This is a genomic window from Pseudomonas sp. TH34 (genome assembly GCF_016650865.1).
In the GTDB taxonomy this organism is placed as follows: domain Bacteria; phylum Pseudomonadota; class Gammaproteobacteria; order Pseudomonadales; family Pseudomonadaceae; genus Aquipseudomonas; species Aquipseudomonas yamanorum.
Map to the genome: position 1 here is coordinate 1 of NZ_JAEKFB010000017.1, position 16,568 is coordinate 16,568.

At 60.8% G+C, this 16,568-nt stretch carries 14 protein-coding genes and 1 pseudogene; 4 read left to right on the plus strand and 11 right to left on the minus strand.

Annotated features, from left to right (window positions below; genetic code table 11):
* The 4 genes and pseudogenes from JFU58_RS10185 to JFU58_RS10200 all read right to left on the minus strand — a co-directional run.
* Nucleotides 1-707 (minus strand): annotated as a pseudogene (locus tag JFU58_RS10185) (alpha-D-glucose phosphate-specific phosphoglucomutase); the annotation flags it as partial.
* A 99-nt stretch (nucleotides 708-806) separates the two neighbouring features.
* Nucleotides 807-2,219 (minus strand): aminotransferase-like domain-containing protein, encoded by a 1,413-nt coding sequence (locus JFU58_RS10190; protein WP_201140520.1) that lies wholly within the window; start codon nucleotides 2,217-2,219, stop codon nucleotides 807-809.
* Nucleotides 2,220-2,243: 24 nt separating this feature from the next.
* Nucleotides 2,244-3,653 (minus strand): hypothetical protein, encoded by a 1,410-nt coding sequence (locus tag JFU58_RS10195; protein ID WP_242488249.1) that lies wholly within the window; start codon nucleotides 3,651-3,653, stop codon nucleotides 2,244-2,246.
* 651 nt (nucleotides 3,654-4,304) lie between these two features.
* On the minus strand, nucleotides 4,305-5,327 hold the full coding sequence (locus JFU58_RS10200) for a zinc-dependent alcohol dehydrogenase family protein (RefSeq protein ID WP_017479702.1): 1,023 nt from the start codon (nucleotides 5,325-5,327) through the stop codon (nucleotides 4,305-4,307).
* A gap of 248 nt (nucleotides 5,328-5,575) precedes the next feature.
* Between JFU58_RS10200 and JFU58_RS10205 the strand changes: the two genes are divergently transcribed.
* A complete protein-coding gene (locus tag JFU58_RS10205; RefSeq protein WP_003217142.1) occupies nucleotides 5,576-6,490 on the plus strand; it encodes a LysR family transcriptional regulator in 915 nt (304 codons plus the stop codon).
* An 8-nt stretch (nucleotides 6,491-6,498) separates the two neighbouring features.
* On the opposite strand, the gene JFU58_RS10210 is transcribed toward JFU58_RS10205, so the two are convergent.
* From JFU58_RS10210 to JFU58_RS10240, 7 genes are all read right to left on the minus strand, one after another.
* The gene (locus tag JFU58_RS10210; protein WP_201140522.1) at nucleotides 6,499-7,332 is read right to left on the minus strand and encodes an oxidoreductase; all 834 of its coding nucleotides are present in this window, start codon (nucleotides 7,330-7,332) and stop codon (nucleotides 6,499-6,501) included.
* 91 nt (nucleotides 7,333-7,423) lie between these two features.
* Nucleotides 7,424-8,185 (minus strand): 1,6-dihydroxycyclohexa-2,4-diene-1-carboxylate dehydrogenase, encoded by a 762-nt coding sequence (locus JFU58_RS10215; RefSeq protein WP_063030369.1) that lies wholly within the window; start codon nucleotides 8,183-8,185, stop codon nucleotides 7,424-7,426.
* Between the two features lie 10 nt (nucleotides 8,186-8,195).
* Nucleotides 8,196-9,218: a benzoate 1,2-dioxygenase electron transfer component BenC gene (gene benC / locus JFU58_RS10220; protein WP_201140524.1), complete on the minus strand. Its 1,023-nt coding sequence runs from the start codon at nucleotides 9,216-9,218 to the stop codon at nucleotides 8,196-8,198.
* Between the two features lie 10 nt (nucleotides 9,219-9,228).
* The gene (gene benB, locus JFU58_RS10225; RefSeq protein WP_063030372.1) at nucleotides 9,229-9,717 is read right to left on the minus strand and encodes a benzoate 1,2-dioxygenase small subunit; all 489 of its coding nucleotides are present in this window, start codon (nucleotides 9,715-9,717) and stop codon (nucleotides 9,229-9,231) included.
* Nucleotides 9,714-11,090 carry a Rieske 2Fe-2S domain-containing protein gene (locus JFU58_RS10230; protein WP_177025318.1) on the minus strand — a complete coding sequence of 459 codons (1,377 nt, stop codon included), beginning with the start codon at nucleotides 11,088-11,090 and terminating at the stop codon, nucleotides 9,714-9,716. Before JFU58_RS10230 ends, benB begins: the two co-directional genes overlap by 4 nt.
* 85 nt (nucleotides 11,091-11,175) lie before the next feature.
* Complete coding sequence (locus JFU58_RS10235) at nucleotides 11,176-12,135, minus strand: AraC family transcriptional regulator (RefSeq protein ID WP_201140526.1); 960 nt, start codon at nucleotides 12,133-12,135, stop codon at nucleotides 11,176-11,178.
* A gap of 118 nt (nucleotides 12,136-12,253) precedes the next feature.
* Nucleotides 12,254-13,654 (minus strand): DHA2 family efflux MFS transporter permease subunit, encoded by a 1,401-nt coding sequence (locus tag JFU58_RS10240; protein ID WP_093209734.1) that lies wholly within the window; start codon nucleotides 13,652-13,654, stop codon nucleotides 12,254-12,256.
* Between the two features lie 258 nt (nucleotides 13,655-13,912).
* Here JFU58_RS10240 and JFU58_RS10245 point away from each other — a divergent pair, with 258 nt between their 5' ends.
* The 3 genes from JFU58_RS10245 to JFU58_RS10255 all read left to right on the plus strand — a co-directional run bounded on the left by JFU58_RS10245 (nucleotide 13,913) and on the right by JFU58_RS10255 (nucleotide 16,568).
* Complete coding sequence (locus JFU58_RS10245) at nucleotides 13,913-14,332, plus strand: SRPBCC family protein (protein ID WP_201140528.1); 420 nt, start codon at nucleotides 13,913-13,915, stop codon at nucleotides 14,330-14,332.
* A 150-nt stretch (nucleotides 14,333-14,482) separates the two neighbouring features.
* On the plus strand, nucleotides 14,483-15,415 hold the full coding sequence (locus JFU58_RS10250; RefSeq protein ID WP_201140530.1) for an LLM class oxidoreductase: 933 nt from the start codon (nucleotides 14,483-14,485) through the stop codon (nucleotides 15,413-15,415).
* Between the two features lie 307 nt (nucleotides 15,416-15,722).
* Nucleotides 15,723-16,568, plus strand: coding sequence for an ABC transporter substrate-binding protein (locus JFU58_RS10255; RefSeq protein ID WP_177071248.1), 846 nt, complete (start codon nucleotides 15,723-15,725; stop codon nucleotides 16,566-16,568).

A 16,568-nucleotide genomic window follows, 5' to 3' on the forward strand; every position in this document is an offset into this window, starting at 1 on the left:
GGATCAACGCCCAGGCGCAGGCCTGAACCGCGGATCGCATCGAAGTCGATGACGTTGACCAAGTCGGCCACGTAGGTGTTGAGGTAGTCGTGACGATGGGTCGTATCGGCCTTCAGGGCCTGGGCATGGGTGATGCGCTTCACCCCGGCCAGTTTATTGGCCAGCAGCTCGTTGGCCTTGGCTTCGATCCACTTGGTGATGTGGGTGTCGGCCGGGCCGCCATTCGGCGGGTTGTACTTGTAGCCGCCGCTTTGCGGTGGGTTATGGGACGGCGTGATCACGATGCCGTCGGCCAGGCCGCTGGTGCGGCCACGGTTGTAGCAAATAATGGCGTGGGAAATCGCCGGTGTCGGGGTGTACTCGTCGCCCTCGGCCAGCATCACGTGCACGCTATTGGCCGCCAGCACTTCCAGGGCGCTGGCGCCGGCAGGCGTCGACAGCGCGTGAGTGTCCAGGCCGACAAACAGCGGGCCGTTGATGCCTTGGGCTTCACGGTAAAGGCAAATGGCCTGGCTGATGGCAAGCACGTGCCATTCATTGAAGCTCAGGTCGAACGAGCTGCCGCGGTGCCCGGAGGTACCAAAGGCGACACGCTGGGTGGAGATCGCTGCATCAGGCTGGCCGGTGTAATAGGCCGTTACCAGTCGCGGGATGTCTACCAGCAGTTGAGCTGGTGCCGGCTTGCCCGCAAAAGGACTGAGAGTCATGCATAAACCTCTGAAAGAGAAGGATTCGGAAAAAAGTGCAGTTTACTGAGAGTTGGACTGCTCCGCGACGTTATAAATCCTACAACAATCAGTGAAATTTCATTCGACGCCGGTCTGTGCCTGCCTCAACGCCTGGGCCAGCTCATCCAGGGCGTTTTCCAGGTGATGCGCCCCGTCAAAGGTAGGGCTCAGCCGAAGGTGCTGGCGGTGCAGGCCGCTGATGCTGAACAGCTCTCCCGGCGCAATCACCACCTGCCGGGTGAGCAGGCGCTGGAACACCTGGCGCATGTCCACCACCGCCGTTGAGCGCAACCAGAAGGTGGTGCCAGCGGCAGGCATTCGGTAGCTCACCTGCTCCCCCAGATGCTCCTCCAGATGCTGGTTCATCAGTCGGGACTGCTCGTTGAGTTTCGGTCGCAACTCCCGCAGATGCTGGTCGATCCGCCCGCTGAGATAGAGCCGCGCAATCGCCCGCTGGCGGATGGAGGACAGCCGGAATTCACGCAGCAGGAACTGGCGTTGCAGCTCGCCGCTCAAGTGGCGGGACAACAAATAGCCAAACGGCGCTTCGGGCCCGAGCATTTTTTCGAAGGTGGAAAACACCATCAGGCGCTCGGGGTTGGCCAGGTCACGCAAGGCGGTGGTCGGCTGCTCAAAGCCCAACTCGCCATGGCTGTCATTTTCTAACAACCAGCAGCCATGCTGGTTCAGCAGCCGGACCAACTGCAGGCGGTCATGGGTGGACAGGACGATGCCGGACGGCAGGCTGACGCCCGAAGAGAGCAGCGCCAGTTGAACTGACTCATTGCCGAGCAATTGCTCGAGCAGCTCCAGGTCCAGGCCGCCGTCCGCCGTGAACGGCAGTTCCAGGACCTTCACGCCCGCGCACTGCAACAAGCGCAGGATCAACCAGTCACAGGGCGATTCCACGATGACCGCCGCGCCCTTGAGCCCCAGCACCTCAATCAGGATCTCCAGCACCCCGCGCAGATCGGCACCGATGTACACCTCATCCGCCTGCCAGCAGCGGGTGGGCGACGAGGTATAACGCGCTGCCAGCGCCGCGCGCAGCTCCCAGACGCCGCACGGCTGCGACCATGGCTGCAGATGACGCGGGTAGTGACGTAACAGTTCGCGCTCCAGCAGCAACAGTGCACCGTCCAAAGACGCCCCAAGTGCCGGTTCATCGGCGCTGAGCACCCGCATTCCCGGGCGCCTTGCACCGGCGTAAAGGCGCTCCAGCAGATCACCACCGCTGCTGCCTGGCGGTTTATTCAATACCGGCCAGGCGTAGTAGCCCGACTTGGCCACCGAATAGACCCGGCCCTCCTTTTCCAGCAACGAGTACGCGTATTGAATGGTCGAGATCGACACGTTCAGGCGCTCCGATAATTGCCGCAATGATGGCAACTTTACCCGGGCATCGGTACCAACCTCGTTGATGAGGTTGATCATGTAGCGATACACCGCTTGGTAGGCGAAGTCGGTTTGCCTGTCGTCCTTGAGGTTCATCGCTGCTCACCCGCCGTCACCCCGTTAACGCCCGGTTGCCATGGCAGGCGCGCCTTGCTGCAGGGCTGCGGCCGCACACGGAACCGCGGTGGCCGGCCGTTTGCGATAGAGGTGCTGCAACAGGTGGATCGGCAGCCCGCTGATGTCGACAGCCCATTGCACCAGCATCTCGGCCACCGGTTTGCCTTGCAGCGCCTTGTGCAGCTCGGGAAGTGCCACCAGCATGCCGGGGTGGCAATGGCGCAAAAAGCTCTCGAGGCGCTCGCCGTGACGGATAAACGGCGAAAACATCAGGCAGCTCAGTTGGCTTTCATCCAGCCCGAACAGCGCCTGGGCATAGCCCGCGGACAAGGCGCGGCCTTCCGGGGTGGCAGCCTGGGCAATCATAGGTTCGGGAATCTGCTTGCGGCGCATGAACAGCAAGGCCTGCTGCACAAAGCCCAAGGCGCCCTCCTCGTAGTCCAGTTCCCGCAGGCACTCGGCCTGCAAGCCTCGCAGATGGGCCATCAACATTGGGTTCGCGTAGGTCGTGTGGCTGAAATGGAAGCCAAACTCGTCGGGTTTATAGTCCAGAAACTGCCGCAATAGCGGGCCGGACGGGTACTCGGCCGCCGCCATCAGGTCTGCCATGCAGATGTAGGCCATGTGGCGGTGATTGTCCTTTTCAGACATATCGACGACATCGTAGTGCTCACCGTAGACGTCGCAGTAATAAGCGTGACTCCACTCATCCATGCGCGCAAACAGCCCGCTGAGCATCAGGGGCTGGCGGGCCGGGACCTCTACCCCGGCCGCCAGCGCGGCTTTTTTCAGCCACGCAAGGTACTCGCGTTGCTTGCGCGCTGAATCACCGCTGACCAATGCATGCACGCCGCCATTCCACGTGGTCACGCGCTGGTAAAAGTCGCCAAGGGCCAGATAGGCGTCGTTGCACAAGGTCTGGCGAAGATCGCCCGAGGTCAGGTGCCCCACCATCAGCATGTTGCGCCGGCTGGTGTCGCGCGCAGTGCCGGAGGCCGGCCGCAGGTGATTGAACGGCAACACTTCCTGGTTTTCCACCATCAACAGTTCGACACGCGGATCGTCATGCATAAACAGCGCGCTGTAGCCGCGATGCAACGTGTCCAGCGCCGATTGCGTCATGCCGGCATGGCGCAAGGTGGCGACGCGCAATTGAAAGGTCCGCGGCGCCCGGCCCGCGAGTGTCAGTTGTGCCGCCCGCAGCAAGGTCAAGGCGTAACTGGTGCCAGCCCCCGTACCGTGAGCCAGCAGCACCTTGTATTCACCGATCCGCTCCATGCCACCTGCCGCCACCACGATGCGTTGAATCAATAATTGAAGCGAGGTGCGTTCTGTTCGTGAGAAATGCCCTACCAAGCGTTGCAATACTTGTTGATAGACATAGTTCATGGCTTGCTCGTGAATAGCGCTCATAGTTCTACTACCTGAGTTGAAATATCAGTTTCGGGCAACCGTTAACGGTGTTTGCCCAACCTGTTGTTTCTGTAGGGGCGTTGCAACATGTGACTTCAATGAAAGATTAGCACCGCGGTATACCCAAAAACGCGCACCCCAGGGCTCCCAGCCCAGGAAAAGCACCGCGCTTCGGGGCTCAATGCTAAAACGGGCAACCTTAGGAATATTCTGACAACTTCCTACTCTGTCCTAACTTACAAATTAAAGAATCATCCGACATGACCAACTTTAATATAAGTTTTTCGCCTGGCCGGGCATATAGAGCATTACTGGATTTAACGGACGCACGGAGTAATTTCAGATATTCAATCATTGCTCAATCCTTGAGATGAAAGTGACCGCGCAATAATCAGCACTTGCGACGTGATTAACAGATACAGAACCGCCGCTAAAACCAGTTCAGATGGGAGCACCCGCGGGGTGTCGAATGTCCAGACACGACAACGCCGCACTGGGATTCAGGGCGGCGTCAGGGGTTGGGCAAGTGATTTATCGGGTTGAAACGTTGAAGTCCCGATTCAAGCGGTGAGCAGGTTAAGCCCTGTCAAATGGCGCATTTGCCCCATGCGCCCGGGGGCAGAAATACTCTCTTGAGAATATTCCCACAGATCAAACAGCTTCTACCTGCAAGGCGACGCGTTCGCGGCACGGGCATTCGTCCATATAACGGTGTGCTTCAACGAACTGACTGAAGGGAAATACCGTTGTCTTCAGCGGTATCAGCACCTTGTCGGCGGTCAGTTGATTGATGTCACGCAGGGCTCGCTGCAAAGCCACCTGGTCCTGGATGATGCCCAGTTCCGGTTTGCCGGTGAAGTTGCCGATGCAATGCACAAAGAACTGAATATTCTTCTGGAACGCCGCGCAGGCCGGGAATGGGGTCTGGTTGCCGCCTTGCAGACCGTACAGCACCAGGCTGCCACGAGGTGCCAGCACATCACCCAGCAACGACATCTGCGGGCCACCCAAGCCATCGAACACCACATCTACGCCGCGGTTGTCGGTGAACTTGTTGACTTGCATCAGCAGGTCCTGTTCTTCGGTAACGATGACCTTTTCCGCCCCGAGGGACAGCAGGTATTCGCGCTCATCACTGGTCTTGGTGGCGGCAATCACCCGCACACCCAAGGCTTTGCCCAGCTGCACAAACGATGGGCCGGCACAGTGACTGGCGTCCGTCACCAGGGCGAATTGCCCGGGTTTGACCCGCGCCAGGTCCATGTAGGCAAAGTAAGCAATCAGCAGCGGCGTGTAGTGCACACTGGCTTCAATCGGGCTCAAGACGTCCGGGTAACGGGTCAGGGCCGAACGCGGCAGGACGATCTGTTCGCCGTATACCGGGTAATCGTTCGGGCTCTCGGCCGGGAAGCTGGCAACTTTGTCACCCACCGCCAGGTCGTCAACACCCTCGCCAACGGCCACCACCACACCGGCCATTTCATGGCCCAGGCCGGATGGCAGGCGGGCATGGGACGACGCCAGGTTCTGGCGCCAGAGAATATCGTACCAGCTGATGCCAATCGCCTCGACGCGCACCTGCACTTCGCCCGGTGCGGGCTTAGCGGCTGCATGCTCTTCGCATTTGAGCACCTCGGCCGGACCAAACTTGTGAAAACGGATCGTGCGGGACATCGCAAACCTCGTCAAAGTAACCTCTATTGCCATGAACTCTATCTGGGCTTTCGGAGCAAGACCACCGGTCGCCGTTAATAGTCGACATGCCTGTCATTGATTCCGCACATACGGAAAACGCACCAAGCCATGTAGGAAAACTGAATTAGCCGGTGCAGAGTACCAGCCTTTCCCCGTAAGATTCATGCCGGTCATTGTTCTTATATGACCGCTCCCGTCAAGTTTACTGACGCCGCCTGGGACACAAGATGAACCGTAACGACCTGCGTCGTGTCGACCTCAACCTGTTGATCGTATTCGAAACCTTGATGCATGAGCGCAGTGTGACCCGCGCTGCCGAGAAATTGTTCCTGGGCCAACCGGCCATCAGCGCGGCGTTATCACGCCTGCGCGGCCTGTTCGACGACCCGTTGTTCGTGCGTACCGGGCGCAGCATGGAGCCTTCGGCCCGTGCGGTAGAAATCTTCGCCCTGCTCTCCCCGGCCCTGGACTCGATTTCCACCGCCGTCAGCCGCGCATCGGAGTTCGACCCGGCCACCAGCACCGCCGTATTCCGCATCGGCCTGTCGGACGACGTCGAATTCGCCCTGCTGCCACTGCTGCTCAAGCGCCTGCGGGCCGAAGCGCCCGGCATCGTGCTGGTGGTGCGCCGCGTCAACTACATCCTGATGCCCGGCCTGCTGGCCTCCGGGGAAATCTCCATCGGCGTGAGCTACACCACCGACTTGCCGGCCAACGCCAAGCGTAAGGTCCTGCGCCGCAGCAAGCCGATGCTGCTGCGGGCCGACAGCATGCCGGGCTCCATGAGCCTGGATGACTTCTGCGCGCGGCCCCATGCCCTGGTGTCGTTTGCCGGGGATTTGAGCGGGTTTCTCGATGAAGAACTGGAGAAACTGGGCCGCAAGCGCCATGTGGTGCTGGCGGTGCCGCAGTTCAATGGACTGGGGACGTTGCTGGCGGGGACCGATATTGTCGCGACCGTGCCGGACTATGCCGCTGAAGCGCTGACTTCAGCGGGTGGGTTGCGGGCTGAGGAGCCGCCGTTGCCGGTGCGTACGTTTGAGTTGCACATGGCGTGGCGTGGGTCACAGGACAATGATCCGGGGGAACGGTGGTTGCGGTCGAGGATTCAGATGTTTTTTGGCGATCCGGACAGTCTCTGATTCACTGTTTAACCATCCGTAGAACGCGTCAGTGCCTCCCACTGATCAATATCCCTCAGGGATTGCAGCAGTTTTTCCCGCACATAACCCAGCGCATCACTGCCCAGCAGCAAATGCGCCGGTGGGTGGTCGCTGGCAATCAGCGTCAACATCGCCTGCGCGGCTTTTTGTGGGTCACCCAATTGGTGGCCGCTTTTCTCTTCCCGCGCCTGGCGCACCGGATCGAAGCTGGCATCGTAGTCGGCAATGCTGCGGGGCGTACGCTGCATCGAGCGGCCGGCCCAATCGGTGCGAAACGAACCCGGCGCCACGGCAGTGACAAAGATGTTGAACGGCTTGAGTTCTTTGCTCAGGGTGTCGGAGATGCCTTCCAGCGCGAATTTGCTCCCGCAGTAATAGGCGATGCCCGGCATGGTGATCGTGCCGCCCATGGAGGTGATGTTGATGATGTGCCCACGGCGGCGCTGGCGGAAGTACGGCACGAAGGCCTTGGTTACGGCAACGGCGCCGAACACATTGACGTCGAACTGGCGGCGCATGTCCTCCAGCGGCGACTCTTCAAAAATCCCCTCATGGCCGTAACCCGCATTGTTCACCAGGACGTCCACCGGGCCGAAACGGGTTTTCACCTCGGCAACGACGCTGTCGATCCGCTCAAAATCAGTGACGTCCAGAATTACCCCGTGAGCGCGTTCCGCCGACAACGCTTCGAACGCTTGCAGGGCCGTCTCATTGCGTACGGTCCCGATGACTCGGTGGCCGGCAGCCAATGCCTCTGCTGCCAGCGCTTTGCCAAAGCCGCTGCTGATGCCGGTGATGAACAGTGTTTTTTGAGTAGTCATGAAAAATGGCTCTTGGTGGATGTACTCCCATGGTAGTCAGGTAATCACTGTCGACCTATGCCGGTAAATCTATGAGGTTTGCCTATTCCTATCAGCCGAGGTCGCCGCCTCCTACCGGCAAGGTCACGCCCGTGATGTAAGAGGCCTCATCGGAGGCAAGAAACAGGATCGCGCCGGCCTGTTCGTCGATGCTGCCGTAGCGCTTCATCGGGCTGCTGTCGAGGGTCTGGTCAACGATCTTTTGGTACCAGACGCGCTCCTGGTCGCTCTGGGGCTGGCTGTTGCGCGGGATCCGACGTGGCGGCGCCTCGGTGCCGCCGGGTGCGGTGGCGTTGACCCGGATCCCGCTGCCGGCAGTCTCCAGGGCCAGGCATGCGGTCAGGGCATTGACGCCGCCCTTGGCCGCACCATACGGCACGCGGTTCACCCCACGGGTGGCGACGGACGAAACATTGACGATGGCGCCGCTGCCCTGCTCCAGCATGTAGGGCAACACGCAATGGCAGCACCACAACGTGGGGAACAGCGAACGACGCACTTCAGCCTCGATTTCGTTCTCGGCGTAATGTTCGAACGGCTTGGCCCAGATGGTCCCGCCGACGTTGTTGACCAGAACGTCGATACCCCCGAAGCGTGCCTTGGCGGCTGCCATCACGCGCGCGCATTCGGCGTGCTGCTCCAGGTCGGCAGTGAGGACCAGCGCCCGCTCATGCTGCAACTCATGCACGAGTTCCGAGCGGTCGACCGCCACCAGCCAGGCGCCCTCTTCCAGCAAACGCTCGGCAACACGTCGGCCAATGCCTTGGGCGGCGCCGGTGACCAGCGCGACCTTGTTGTTGAAACGTGGGTTCATGGTGCTTTCCTCAGGCGGCGTCGCCGGTGGCGATGGCGTTGGGCGTGAACTTCTCGTAATGGAAGCTGGCGGGGGTTACGCCCTGGTTCTTGAAGTGTTGGCGTACCGCGTCGACCATCGGCGGCGGCCCGCACAGGTACACATCCACGTCGCCGTCGTTCAGCATGTCTGCGGCCATGTGTTGGGTCACATAGCCTTGCTGAGGATGCGCGGTCTGTGGGTCGGCCACGCAGGTGACAAACCTGAAATTGGGCAGACGTTTGGCGAAGGCTTCCAGCACCTCGACCATCACCAGGTCCTGATCCCGCGTCACGCCGTAGATCAGCCGGACCGGCCGGGTTTCCACGCGTTCGGCCAACACTTCGAGCATCGACAGGAACGGCGCCAACCCGGTGCCGCCCGCCAGCAACAGCAATGGCCGCGCCACTTCACGCAGGTAGAAACTCCCCAGTGGTCCGGTCATCGGTACGGCATCGCCCGGCCGGGCGCGCTCCAGCCAGCCGCTCATCAGCCCGCCAGGCACATGCTTGATCAGGAAGCTGGCGCGTTTGGCGCCTGGCTTGCTGCTGAAGGAATACGAGCGGGTCTGCCCGCTGTCCGGCACGCCGATATTCACGTATTGGCCCGGAAGGAATACTGGTGCCTGGTCCAGCTCGAAACTCACCTCCAGGGCGGCATCGGCATGCCGGGTAATGCTCGCCACCGTCGCGGCAAACTGCGCGGTGCCGGTCTTGCACGCACCGGACGGCACCGGCACGGCAATCACGCAGTCAGACTGCGGCACCATCTGGCAGGTCAACACTTGGCGCTCGCCGGCTTCATCCTCGCTCAGGGCGTCTTCGATATAATCGTCGCCCAAATAATAGGCGCCGGTTTCACAGCGGCATTTGCAGGTGCCACACACACCGTCCGAGCAGTCCATGGGCAGGTTGATACGTTGGCGAAAGGCCGCGTCGAGGACCTTTTCACCCACCTTGCAGTCGATGAAACGGGTCACCCCGTCCTCGAAGTTCAGGGCAATGGAGTACGTCATGGGCATGTCCTCAGATGTGGTAGATATCGATGACCTGATGGATGTAGTCGTTTTTCAGCACCACCTTCTTGCGCGTGATCAGCGGCTGTTCGGCGCGGATGTCGAGGCGATAGAACGAGGTGCCGAAGTACGTATCCGTGGTCTTGTAGCGATGGCTGAGGGTTTGCCAGTTGAAACGCAGCTCCACGTGTTGACCGTCATCGGCCAGCACTTCGAGGTTGGTGATCAGGTGCGCGGTACGCGGCTCCGGGGTGCTGGCGCTGGAGCGCTCGGTCTTGATCCGGAACACGCGGTCTTCCAGGCCGTCGCGGCTGGGGTAATAGATCAGCGAGATTTCGCTCTGGGGGTCTTCGGTCAGGGTGTCGTGGTCGTCCCAGGCCGGCATCCAGTACTCGACCTTGGGTGAATAGCATTCGAGCCACTCATCCCATTGGCGATCATCCAGCAGGCGCGCTTCGCGGTACAAAAAGTCCAGCAGGCGGTCGCGGGAAGTGCTCATGACAGCACCTCCTTGTCCGTGGCGATCAGGTCTTGCTGCTCGCGTTCAATGGCACGTTGCAGGCTCTGGGCCCAATGGGCGTGCTGGCGCACGAACAGCCCTTCGTCCTCGGTTTTGACGCCACTGAGTTGCGGATTCATGCCCATGGCCCGGGCGTTGTCGTCGGCGCCTTCCACCCATTGTTTCGCGCCGCGGCTGAGGTCATTCCACAAGGTGGTCGCGCCCTGGTAGCCGGTCTGACAGGCGCGGAACTCTTCGAGGTCGTCCGGCGTACCCATGCCGCTGACGTTGAAGAAATCTTCGTACTGGCGAATACGCGTGGTGCGCTCCTCGGCACTTTCGCCCTTGGGCGCCATGCAGTAGATCGTGACCTCGGTCTTGTCGACGGCAATCGGCCGCACTACGCGGATCTGCGTGGAGAACTGGTCCATCAGGTATACATTTGGATAGAGGCACAGGTTGCGGGTTTGATCGACGATAAAGTCCGCACGCTCCTGGCCCAGGCGCTCGGCCAGCGCCTCGCGGTGTGCGTGCACCGGGCGTACTTCGGGATTGAGCAGGCGCGTCCACAGCAGGATATGGCCGTGCTCGAAGGCATAGACGCCGCCCAGGCTTTTTGACCAGCCATTGGCGTCGACGGTGCGCGTGCCTTCGGCTTCGTAATTGCGCCGGCCCATGGTCGCCGAGTAATTCCAGTGCACGGAACTGACGTGATAACCGTCGGCGCCGTTCTCGATCTGCAGCTTCCAGTTGCCGTCATACACATACGACGAACTGCCCCGCAGCACTTCCAGGCCCAGCGGTGCCTGGTCCACCATCTGGTCGATGATCACCCGGGTTTCCCCCAGGTAGTCGCTGAGTTCCGGCACCGTCTCGCTGAGGCTACCGAACAGGAAACCGCGATAGTTTTCGAAGCGGCCAAGGCGCTTGAGGTCGTGGGAGCCGTCACAGTCGAAGCTGTCGGGATAGGCGCCGGTCTTGGCGTCCTTCACTTTGAGCAGCTTGCCGGCGTTGCTGAAGGTCCAGCCGTGGAACGGGCAGGTAAACGAGCCTTTGTTGCCTTGTTTACGGCGGCAGAGCATGGCGCCACGGTGGGCGCAGGCGTTGACCAGGCCGTGCAGCGTGCCTTGCTTGTCGCGGGTGATGACCACGGGTTGGCGGCCGATCCAGGTGGTGAAGTAGTCGTTGATCTCTGGCACCTGGCTTTCGTGTGCCAGGTAGACCCAACCGCCTTCGAAAATGTGCTTCATTTCCAGGGCAAACAGGTCGGGGTCGGTGAAGATGTCGCGGCGGCAGCGGAACACCCCGGTGGCGGGATCTTCCTGGACGGAGTCGCGCAATTGTCGGGCGAGTCGGTCGAATGTGCTGATCATGGGGTAGGCCCTCGGTTGTTCTTGTATCAGGCGCCCCCACCTTATGTGCTTGCCCTACCCCTCAATATCCGCTGAATGCAATTCGCTATCCACCTGGCGCAAGCCGACGCTTCCATGTCTGCGAAGGCAGCTCGCCAAAGCGTTTGCGATAGGCCTGGGAGAAACGTCCCAAGTGCACGAACCCGTGATCCAGCGCCACCTCGGTGACGCTGCGCGCCGTGGCCAGTTGCAGCATGGCGTGCACCCGCTCCAGCTTGCGCTGGCGCATGTAGTCCCGAGGCGACAGGCCGACCTGGCGTTCAAACAGGGTATACAGCGACCGCTCGCTGACCCTGGCGATGGCCATCAGTTGTTCGACGCTGATGTCGTCCGTCAGGTGCTCTTCGATAAACTGGCGCACCGCTTCAAAGCCACCGCCTTGATCGGGCCGCGGGACCACCCGCAGGACATTACTGGCCAGCAGCGCCAATAACTTATTGGCCACGATGCGCTCGTAGAGGCCCTGTACTTCCGGTTCGGCGGCGTTTTCAGCCTCATGACAGATCAGCCCCAGCAGTTGCAGGAACCCGCCCATTTCAGTGAGTGCATGGCGCGGTGCGGCGAAACGGATGCCCGGCTGCGGCAACGTCCAGCGCTGTTCAAGGCAAGCGTTTTCCAGCAGGCGAACCGGCACTTTGACGATGAATTTTTCGCAGTCGGCGGAATAAGTCAGGTCCACCGGGTCATCCGGGTTGATCAGCAGCACTTCCCCCGGGCCCAGCACCTCTTCTTCGCCACGGGAATTCGAGCGGCAGTGGCCGTGCAGCAGGATTTGCAGGTGGTAGATGGTTTCCAGCGCCACCGATGTCACCTGCACCGGCGCACCGTAGCTGATGCGGCACAGGTCGAGGCTGGAGAAGGTTCGGTGACTGATGCTCGCCTGCGGGCGGCCCTTGGGTGGCAGGCGGATGCAGTGGCTGCCTACGTGCTGGTTGACATAGTCGGACACGGCATAGGCATCTGCACGATCGAAAATCTGGCTGCGCTCACTCAATAGCACGGTCATGGTTGCGCCTTTTATTGTTATGGGCCCTGCGTCTGTACGTCACCGCAGAGTGATGCGGGGGACTCGAACCGTCCAATATTCAATAGGTGTTGCTTCATACCCCGTAGGTATCGTGGGTTCACTTGCGTTGCAGCACTGACTCCCCGGCCTGGGGCGGCAACCGCAGGTTATCCAGCAACGCCACGCCGGCAATCACCGCCACCAGCAGAAACGTCAGCTGGAAATCGGCGGTGGCGGCCTGCCCGGTATTGCCGTGGAAGCTCATCGCAAACCGCAGCAACAACGCACCAATCGCCACGCCCATGGCCATGCTCAGCTGGAAAAACATGCTGAACAAGGTTGAAGCGTCGCTCATTTGCGCCTTGGGTATATCGGCAAACCCGAGGGTATTGAACAAGGTGAACTGCATGGAGCGTGACAGGCCACCCACGAACAGAATGAACAGGATCAGCGCCCAACTCATGCGCTCGTCCAGCAATCCACAGGCCGCAATCGCCAGTACGCCGAGGACGCCGTTGATCATCAGCACCGGGCGAAAGCCCCAGCGCTGCATCACCGACGTGGTGAACGGCTTCATCGCCAGGTTGCCGGCAAATACCGCGAGCACCAGCAGTCCCGCATCGAAGGCAGAAAGGCCGAACGCCAGTTGAAACATCAAGGGCAGCAGGAACGGCAAGGTACTGATGGCCACCCGAAAAATCGACCCGCCACACAGGCACACACTGAAGGTGCGCACGCTCACCACACCCAGGGCCATTAACGGCTGAGCATGCCGGCGCATATGGCGCCAGGCAAAGGCACCGAGCATCAAACCGGCACCGCTGAGCAAAAGCCCCTGCAACAAGCTGCCACGGCTTTGCCCGAGCAGTTCGACACCGTACAACAGCGCCGCGCTCGCGACGCCTACCAGCAGGAAACCGATGAAGTCGAAGGTGCGGGCAGTGACCTCATCGTGCTTGGGGATCAATACCAGCGTGGCGATTAACGCCAGCAGGCCAAGTGGCAGGTTGAGGTAGAAAATCCACGGCCAGGACGCGTGGGTAACGATAAACCCGCCCACCGGCGGCCCAAGTATCGGCGCCACCAGGCCGGGCCAGGTGATGAATGAAATCGCCCGCACCAGGTCTTTCTTCTCGGTCGAGCGCAGCACCGCCAGGCGTCCCACCGGCACCATCATCGCCCCACTGATGCCCTGCAACACGCGCGCGGCGACGAAGGTTTCGAGGCTGTCACTCCAGCCGCAGAGCAATGACGACACGCTGAACAGCACAATCGCCGAACCGAATACCCGCCGCGAACCGAAGCGGTCGGCCAGCCAGCCGCTGATGGGAATAAACACCGCGACGGCGAGCATGTAGGCGCTCATGCCGATATTCACGTCCACCGCCCCCACCCCGAAGGTTTTGGCGATGTCCGGCAACGCGGTGGCGATCACCGTGGCGTCCAGGTTTTCCATGAAGAAAGTGACGGCGACCAACAAGGCAATCAAGGTTGAGCGGCGTTGGGAGATCGACGTCATCGCTGTTCACTCATGGTTTCGAACCGGCACTTTATCAATAAGCGGGTTTTATAGGCGCGACTTCACTGTGCGAGCGCCAGTTTATTCAGTGCATTTTTGATTCCTGCTCACAAGACCTTTTCCGGAATCGACATTTTGCTCACGCAAGGCTGAAGGGATACTACCGGGCTTGCGTATGGCGCACACCGGTGTGCCCGTGGCTATGTTCAAACCACGCCAGTCACGCTATCAATCCCCTCCTTTCCTACAGGTAAATACATGAGTGAAGTCCGTATTTTGATCAACATTGCACGTCCTGCCGAACAGGTCTGGGCGCTCCTCGGCGGGTATGACTGGCTGCCGCGCTGGCTCAATATTATCGAGAGCAGCACTCTGGCTGACGGTGGGCGCACACGTCACCTGAAAACTATCGACGGTGCGACCATCGTCGAGCGTTTGCTCACTTTCGACGACGACCAGAAGCAGTACACCTATGCCCTGCTCGAAGGCCCCGCACCGATCACCGGCTATGTCGGCATGATGTCGGCGGAGGACGATGGCAATGGCGGGACGGTGGCGTGCTGGTCCAGCACCTTTTCCGTCCAGGGCGCGGATGCGGCAGAGGTTGTTCGCGAGTTCGAGGCCCTCTACCGCAAAGGGCTGGAACGCCTGAAAGCCGTTGTCGAATCCACGGACTGACACTGGAGCAAGCCGACGCCGCTCCTCAGTCGTGCATTCCCGGCAAGACTATTGTGCTTGGCGATGCATTTTTCTCCTGGCTCAGGGCGCAGATACTGCCATCAATCAACCGCAAATTGCCTCCGCATCACGCAGGGCGCAGGAGACCTGATGAACTCACATTTTCAACGTTTGCTTGGCCCCGGCAACTTCTCCATCGGCCTGGAATTGCCGCTGGACAACGATTGGTCCACCAGCGGCCAACGCTCGCGCATCGCACAAAAACGCCCCTTTGGCGTGCCCGACCTGAAGCAGCATGCCGAATTGGCTCGATTGGCGGACGAACGTGGCTTTCGAGCGCTGTGGGTGCGTGATGTGCCGGTCTATGACCCGAACTTCGGGGATGCGGCCCAGGTGTTCGAAACGTTTTCCTACCTGGGTTACCTGGCCGGTATCACCCGCAACATCATGCTCGGCACGGCGGCCGTGGTATTGCCGCTACGCCAGCCGTGGTTGACCCTCAAGGCGGCCAATAGCATCGACGAACTCAGCGGCGGCCGCCTGTTGTTGGGCGTGGCCAGTGGTGACAGGCCGATGGAATACCCGCTGTTCGGTGTCGACTACGACCAGCGCGGGGCGCAATTTCGCAGTGCCGTCGAACTGCTGAAAAGCCAGGGCGCCGGACGCCTGCCCGCGGGTGCCGAGTTGTTACCGCAGCGTGACGAGCCGTTCCCGCTGCTGGTCGCCGGGCTTGGCCAACAGTCACCCGCCTGGATTGGCGAGCACATGGATGGCTGGCTCGCCTACCCGGGAACGCCGCAGGAGCATCGTCGGCGCGTGGGGCTCTGGCGTGAGGTCGGTGCAGACAAACCCTACATCAGCTTTTTGCACCTGGACCTTGAAGCCAATCCCCATTCGCCGATGAAGCCGCTGCGTTTCGGCGGGCGTGGCGGGCGAAACGCACTGATTGATGAGTTGGAGGCGTTGCGTGAGTCGGGTGTGCAACATATCGGCCTGCATCTGCGCCACAGCGAACGCCCCGTCGCCGAGGTGATTGAAGAGCTTGCCGAGTATGTGTTGCCGGTGTTCCACCGCGCAGCCTGAAGCGCTACTCATTGGCGGCCTGAGTCCTGTATCGACAGCGCTCGGGCCATTTGCCTACACCCCTACCCCCCGTTAAGACCTCCCGTCCTCACCTCGCAATATTTCAATCCTCTACGCCCCACTACGTAGCGCTCGGTAACGAATCGCACTGATTTGGTGTGCGCGCTCGCAAAAAAACGTCTCACGCACGTAAAAACTGATCAAAAGACCTTAATTTCCAAGACTTGGCACGATAACCGCTTACTCACTATTACAGGATTGTTGAACAATCCAAATCTCCCTGCATCCAGCAACCGAGGCGACGAACATGCAAAAAGGTCTGAAGGGCAAGAACACCCTGCGCACATTGGGGCTAGCGATCACCCTGGCGTGCGTGGCGCCGCTACTGTCGGCTGCCGAGATCAAGGGCACCCTGAAACCGGGCGAACTGTCCATCGGCTCCGACCTCACCTACCCGCCTTACACCTACCTTGAGCAAAAGACCCCGGCCGGTTTCGACCCGGAGTTCATGCAGTTGATGGGCAAGCAACTGGGGCTGAAGCCGCGCTTTCTCGACACCCGCTTTGCCAACCTGATCCTCGGCGTCAACGCCCGGCGTTTCGACGTGGTGGCCTCGGCGCTGTATGTCACGCCAGAACGCGCCAAGCAGGTGGATTTCCTCAGCTACCTGAAGACCGGTTCTTCGCTGATGGTGCTCAGCGCCGGCGACTTCAAACCCCAGCGCCCGGAAGACCTGTGTGGCAAGCGTGTCGGGTCGATCAAGGGCGCGTCGTGGGTGCCAAAGCTGAACAAGGTTTCGGCGGACTACTGCCTCCCTGCGGGCAAGCCGGCGATCGAGTCGCGTGAGTTCCCGACGTCGCCGGAAGCCGCCCAGGCCCTGCTCGCCCAAGCGGTCGACGTGCAGATGGAAGACGCGGCGGTCGCCAAGATCACCGTGGAAAAACTGCAAGGCAAAACCGTGATCAGCTCCAGCGAGTTGATCTACCCGGTGGTGGTCGGCCTGGCCGTGCGCAAGGAAAACCCGGCACTGCTCCAGGCGTTGACCGACGCCCTGAACCAGATCAAGCAGGACGGCAGCTACGGCAAGCTGCTGGCGCGCTACAACCTGGCCGAGCCGAACGCCGCCGAGATCAGTGCGGCACTGGGTAACTGA